The 6759-nt window shown below is 28.2% G+C and carries 8 protein-coding genes; 2 read left to right on the top strand and 6 right to left on the bottom strand.

Translation table 11 applies throughout. The annotated features are described in order from the left end of the window. Positions 1-291: 291 nt before the first annotated feature. Entirely contained in the window at positions 292-1170 is an 879-nt protein-coding gene (locus Q0J90_RS02570; RefSeq protein ID WP_297276421.1) for a DMT family transporter, read from the bottom strand. A gap of 150 nt (positions 1171-1320) precedes the next feature. Between Q0J90_RS02570 and Q0J90_RS02575 the strand changes: the two genes are divergently transcribed. Continuing rightward, on the top strand, positions 1321-2043 hold the full coding sequence (locus Q0J90_RS02575) for a DUF3108 domain-containing protein (protein WP_367173831.1): 723 nt from the start codon (positions 1321-1323) through the stop codon (positions 2041-2043). Positions 2044-2117: 74 nt separating this feature from the next. Here Q0J90_RS02575 and Q0J90_RS02580 read toward each other — a convergent pair whose 3' ends face one another. From Q0J90_RS02580 to Q0J90_RS02600, 5 genes are all read right to left on the bottom strand, one after another. Continuing rightward, entirely contained in the window at positions 2118-2327 is a 210-nt protein-coding gene (locus tag Q0J90_RS02580) for a DUF1858 domain-containing protein (protein ID WP_028329174.1), read from the bottom strand. A 74-nt stretch (positions 2328-2401) separates the two neighbouring features. Next, on the bottom strand, positions 2402-4537 hold the full coding sequence (locus Q0J90_RS02585) for a hypothetical protein (protein WP_297276423.1): 2136 nt from the start codon (positions 4535-4537) through the stop codon (positions 2402-2404). A 9-nt stretch (positions 4538-4546) separates the two neighbouring features. Next, the gene (locus Q0J90_RS02590; protein WP_297276424.1) at positions 4547-4867 is read right to left on the bottom strand and encodes a YggT family protein; all 321 of its coding nucleotides are present in this window, start codon (positions 4865-4867) and stop codon (positions 4547-4549) included. A gap of 9 nt (positions 4868-4876) precedes the next feature. Beyond that, complete coding sequence (locus Q0J90_RS02595; protein WP_297276425.1) at positions 4877-5212, bottom strand: STAS domain-containing protein; 336 nt, start codon at positions 5210-5212, stop codon at positions 4877-4879. A gap of 91 nt (positions 5213-5303) precedes the next feature. After that, positions 5304-6086, bottom strand: coding sequence for an exodeoxyribonuclease III (locus tag Q0J90_RS02600; RefSeq protein WP_297276426.1), 783 nt, complete (start codon positions 6084-6086; stop codon positions 5304-5306). A gap of 140 nt (positions 6087-6226) precedes the next feature. Here Q0J90_RS02600 and Q0J90_RS02605 point away from each other — a divergent pair. Then, positions 6227-6759, top strand: a 533-nt coding sequence (locus Q0J90_RS02605; RefSeq protein WP_297276427.1) for an MBL fold metallo-hydrolase, incomplete at its 3' end; no start/stop codon positions are given.

Below are 6759 nucleotides of genomic sequence, written 5' to 3' on the forward strand. Positions count from 1 at the left end.
TTTGATTATTTGATATAAAGCCTCTGTCGGAGGTTTTTAATTATTTTATATATTTTAGTTATGAAAGTTTTTTAAAATCTATTTACATTCGCCCGCCCTTTTCATTTAATAACTTTTATAATATATTCTGCTTTTTATTTCAAAGCATATTAATAAAAAATATAAAGCCCGCCCAAGTTTTATTTAGTGTTTAAAATGCAATTAACGCACGTAAGAATATTATAAGATATGCATTTAATATAAATATCATTCTAATAATAAATAAAATCTATTAACCGTGCGTGTAAATAATTAATTTTTTGAAACTGCTTTTCTTTTCTCCATAAGAAATAAACCTATACCCAACAATATTAATACAATTCCAATAAACTGCTTTAAACTTATAGATTCACTCAAAACAAAATACCCAAGTATGCATGTACCTACAGCCTCGCCTAGTATTGTCATAGATATAACAGTGGCAGAAAACCATTTCAAAAGCCAAGTAAACACTACCTGACCAAGCATAGTAGATATAATAGTTAATGCTGCTAAATAAATCCAAGTAGAAGCAGAATATCCTGTAAAAGGTATCTTCATAAAATATGATAAAATACCCAAAAATATAAATGCACTTAAATAACTCAAAGCTATCCAATTAACAGCTGATAATCTAACCCTTGTATACTGCCCTATTATAAAATACATGCTTATAAGACCTGCCGCAATGAAAGCAAGCAAATCCCCAAATAATGCCTTTGAACTTATCTGAAAATCTCCCCAGCCTATTACAAATGAACCTGCTATTGCTATAATAAAACCTAATATTGCAATGAATGTATATCTCTCTTTAAAAAAGAAATATCCGGCTACCAATGAAAATAAAGGCTGTAAAGTTACTATTACTGTAGAACTAGCCACTGATGTAAAGTTCAATGACTGAAACCATAAAAAATAATGTGCAGCCAATGAGAAACCTGCTAATATAGAAAGTATAATTTCCTTTTTTGTTATTGATAAAAGCTCTAATCTATTGGATTTTTTTAATATGCTTATAGGAAGCACAATAAGAAATGAGAAAAATATCCTGTAAAATGCCGCTATAGAAGAAGGCGCATTTGCAAGCCTTACAAATATCGCAGAAGTTGATAATGCTATTACTCCAACTAATAAAAATATACTCTTACCCATAAATAAATCCTAATATTATAACTAGTAAAAAATAATAATATATTAAAAAAATAGTATTGCAACATTTACAATAATATAATAGCATATAAATGATAATTTGATAATACAAAATGGAGATTTAAGTTTATGAAATATATTTTTATAATGGCTATGCTGATGATATCGAATATTTTATTTGCATATAATCAGACATTTAAGGTAGGCGAATATATAAAGTACGATGTATTGGCGCAAGTTCCGGAATTTAATATAAGCGGAAAAGTAGGAATGCTTGAGGCTAAAGTTCTTGCTATAAGCAATGTAAACGGAAAACCTGCTTATCATCTTTATGCTCATGTTTATACAACAGGAGCTGCTAATATGCTTTATAAGGTAAGCGATATATTTGAAGCTTGGGTTACTACAAATGATTTTACTCCTATAATATTAAAAAAAGATACTTCTGAAGGCGATTGGACTAATAAAGAAACTTTAACTTTTTATAATAACTACTATTTGTTTAATGATAAGAGAACTGTAAATGAAAAAATAGAGTTTAAAGGAATGGCTTTCGATGCTTTATCACTTGTATTTTTTATGAGATTTGTTGATAAAAATATAGGGACGTTTAAAATTAATTGGCTTGAAGGTAAAAATGTTAAAAAAGATATAAGGTTTACTATAGAAAACGGAGATGAAATAAAAACTAAATTGGAAAGGGGTAAATTGGCTACAACAAGAGTTTATGAAAAAGATAAATATGGAACTGATGCCCTTATTGCTAAAGACAAATATAATCAGGTGCCTTTGGACGTAATTATAGCAGAACAAAAAATTTACGGACTTACTTTGAGAGTGAGAGGCATAATTAGAGAATATAAAGACGGAAAATAAAAAATTATAGAGAGACAGAAATTTATATTTACTATCTCTCTATAATCTTAAATATCTAAAATATTTTTATGAGATCATTTACTAGCTTCAAATTTATCATTGATTTCTTTAACTAAATTATCAATAAGTTCATCATTCATACCATGTCCGCGGCAGCCCTCTTCCAAACTTTCCCAGCTTGCAACATGGCAGCCTACACAATGAAGTCCATGACTCATCATTATTTCTACAGAATCAGGAAAAACCTGTATAATTTCACCTATACTCATAGTTTTGTTAATCATAATTTATCACCTCTTTTTATTTTTTTATATAATATATATAATTTATTTTTTTGTCAAAGTGTAAAAAACAAATGCTAATTATTAGTAATATGCAAAATAGGATAAAAATTGTCAAATTTCTTTATATGTTTTCTTAAATAACTTAAATTTAATTCACCAGTATTTTCTAAAGCATTAATCTCCATTTTAGACATTTTTCTCACATCATGCGGCATATTAAGTTTTTTATATATTCTTTTCAGCATCATAGCTACGCATAATTTTTTTGTATCATTGCAGTCAAATAAAGATAATGAAGTAATCAAATCAAATCCTTCAATATTATTTAATGCAAAATAAGAATATAAAAGTGCTACATTAATATCAGACTCGCTTCCTAAAAACTCAGCCGTCTCTTTAATTATTTTAAATGCCTCTTTTTCATTTTTTTCAACACCAATTCCATTATAATAACAATGAGCAAGAAGCCCTTTTCCGCATGAACATTTAGAATTATTCATATCTGCAAGCTCTTTAGCTTTATAATAAATCTCAAATGCCTTATTACTATCTTGTTCAACTCCTCTTCCAAGCTCATAAGCCCTTCCTATAATACTAAGAGAACATTCAAAAGTATTATCCATCTCAAAAGTCATATTAGCCATTCCTACAGCTATTTCAGGCAAAGGAGTTATAATGTCTCCGTAAAATAATTCTTTAGAATATGTATAATAAGAAATTACATCATTCAGCTCCATAGCTTTTTTAAGCATATAAATGCCCTCTTCATTATATTTACTAGGCATATTGTATAATAAAATATTAGCAATGGATCTGTATATTACAGCCTTATCCAAATTCCCATTTAAACAACTTCTTAAATTGTTAAGCATAAGTTCATAATTATCAGAACCTATCATTTGAAGAGAATACGCATATATAAACTTAATATAATCTATTTCTTCATCGCCTTTATATACATATTTAAAAAACTCATCGCATACTTCTGCTGTTTTCTCATAATCTCTAAGTTCATAATAAGAAAATATAAGAAGATAATATGTAGAATATTTAAACTCGCTTCTGTCTATTTTCTCTAAATAAATCAAAGCCTCTCTGTAATCATCATCGCTTTGAGCATAATTATGATAAAGTTCAGCTATCTTTTCATAAAGCCAAGCACCGGCATCGCTTATCTCATGCAATATCTTTTTGAACTCAACTATAGCCTTTCTTATTTCTCCTTGATAAGCATATAGATTTCCCCTGTAATATCTGTACTGCATATTCTTAATCCCAAGCACATCTATAATCTTATTAAGCAGATAAAAAGCTTCTTCCAAATCCTTACCCTCTTCCTGACTATCCGGATAATATTCATCATCATTTTCTACTATAAAATCATGCAAAGCCTGTGCCTTTCCAAGCAAAGCATCCAATCTGTATTTATTATTATGTTTAAGAAGCTCATTATAATTTTCTATAGCTTTTTTATATTTTTCTTTATTAAAATACCATTCAGCTCTTTCATATATAGCATTAAAATTTATAGGATTAAGTTCAATAGCTCTGTCCAAAAAGAATATAGCATCATCATAAAATTCAGAATGTATGCCTCTCTTAGCCAATATAATGCCTTTCAAAAAATAAGCATCATCATACATAGGGAAATCTTGAATAAGTTTATTGGCCTCTAAATCGGCTTTAGGAAGTATATTAAGATTATAATAACAAAGTCCCCTTTCAAACCTTGCTATTCTGCTGTTATTAATATCTACTTTACTTATAAAGTCATCATAGTATCCTATAGCCTGATGAAAATCTGCCTCATTTTCTCCATTATTAAGATAGCTGCTTGCTAGTATAAGCAAAGCATCGTAAGCCGTATCATCTTTATCAAAAAGTATCTGAGCGTATTCTCTTTCTTTGTCTATATTTTTTAAATCCCTATTTAAATACATAAGCCCTCTGTAGGCATCTACTATATTAGGGTCAATATCTATAGATCTGTTGAGATCGTATTCTATAGTGGAATATATTAAAGCAACTCTGGCATCATATTTGGTATTATCGAATTCTTGATTCTGAAGTTCTATAAATGCAGATTTTCCCCGCATATAAAAAGCTCTGGCATTATCAGGTTCCATTGATATAATAATGTCTAATTCTTCTATAGCTTTTTTATAATCCCCTTCATCCATATATTTGCTTATTTCATCTAAGGAACTCATAATTATGCTCTATATCCTAGCTGCTAAACCTAATAAAAATTGAAATACTACTTTAAGTATTAGAGGAGCAGCTAATTGAAGTGCTAAAAGAAATACTAAAGGAGATAAATCTATTATTCCTATTATAAGTCTTCTTCCGCCGAATATTTTATCTATAACACCGTCAGTTATTTTATAAAAGAAATTTACTATAGGATTATAATAATCTAAATGCATAGCTCCGAATGCCTGAAGCCAGCTTAATATAATCCATATAAACCATATAAACGAATACAGTCTTAAAGCCTGAATCAATAAAACATATATAAAATGAACAACTTGTATTAACATATAACTCCATTAATTGCTTATATTATTTAAAGCATCATCAACATTATCTGATATATTTACTATAGTTAAAAATTTAGTAGCCTCAAATAATTTTTTTAACTGACTAGTCATAGAACAAAAATAAACAGTTCCTCCATTCTCAGCTGATACCCTTAAAGCAGAAGCAATAAGTCCTAAAGCGGAAGAACACATATATTCTATATTATGAAAATCAAATATAAAATTTAAAGCTCCGGCATTTTTTGCATAACTTAATTTATCTTCCAATATATCAACGTTTTCAGATATAATATTTTTTTCAATGTTAATTATGGCTGTTTTATCCTCAATGATTGTACGAACCATGAATACTCCTTTAATAAAAAACAATAAAAAAGTAGAACTAATTACTTAATTTACAATATTATTATAAAACATTAAAAAATCAAGTAATTTTTTATTTTTCCCATTCAATAAGTATAGGACAATGATCGCTTCCCATTACATCTGTTAATATATCAGCTCTTTTAATATTAGGAGTTATCTCATTATTAACAAAGAAATAATCTATTCTCCAGCCTACATTCTTTTCTCTGGATCTTGTCTTCATATCCCACCAGCTGTAATGTCCGCCTTCTTTAACAAACATTCTAAATGTATCAGTAAAACCTTTATTTAAAAACTCTGTTATTTTAGCTCTCTCCTCAGGCAAAAAACCTATGCTCTTTTCATTCTCTTTAGGTCTTGCCAAATCTATAGCCTCATGTGCAATATTCATGTCGCCGCATAATATAACATTAGTTTTACTTTTTAATTTGCTTAAATGCTTTGTTATCTCATCATAAAATGAAAGTTTATATTGAAAATGTTCTTCTGACTTTCCGCCGTTAGGAAAATAAACATTAAATATTGTAAAATCATCAAATTCTAAAGATAATATTCTTCCTTCTCTGTCTGAAAATTTACTTCCTAATTTATTTTTTATCTCTTTATTGGGCTTTAACTTTGTATATATAGCAACTCCGCTGTATCCTTTTTTTACTTCCGGATCAGCAGGATTAATAAAAAGCTCATAACCTTCTATATTCCTTAAATCAGACGGCAGCTGTTCTTCAAAAGCTTTAGTTTCCTGCAAACATATTATATCCGGATTTTCTTTTTTTATAAAATCCACCAAACCCTTTTTATATGCCGCCCTTATTCCATTTACATTCCAAGATATTATTTTTAAGATACTCATAAATATCCTTAATTTATTTTTTTTAATTAATTATATAATTTTATAGCAATAATACAACTATATAAAATACTTAAAAATTATTGATTTTTTTCGATTTATTATATATATTATATATAATAAATATATAATAAGGGTGTATTGTGAAAGTAAGATTTCTTGGAAGCAGAGGATCTATACCAACTCCTGGTAATAGTTTTAATGAATATGGCGGAAATACATCATGTCTGCAGGTTATAGATGATGATGATAATTATATAATATTAGATGCAGGAAGCGGACTTAAAAATGCAAGCTACTATATTTTTAAATCTGAAAAAACAGAAAGTATTATACTGCTTACACATTTCCATTGGGATCATATTATGGGAATACCATTCTTTGCACCTTTTTTCTCCAGCAAATACAGCTTCACAATATACGGACCTAAAGATTCGTCTATAGAAATGTATGACACTATAAACAACATATTATCTAAAGACTATTTTCCTGTAAATTTAGAACAATTTGCTGCAAAATTAAAATTCGAAGCATTTTATGAAGGAAAAAAAATAGTATTTGGAAATATGATAATAGAAAGCATATGGGTTAATCATCCATGTCATACACTATCATACAAAATAACTTCAGGAAATAAAACTGTTGTATACTTAACTGATCATGAACCATATAAAAG

Origin of the sequence: uncultured Brachyspira sp. (genome assembly GCF_944390595.1) — a bacterium.
GTDB lineage: Bacteria > Spirochaetota > Brachyspiria > Brachyspirales > Brachyspiraceae > Brachyspira.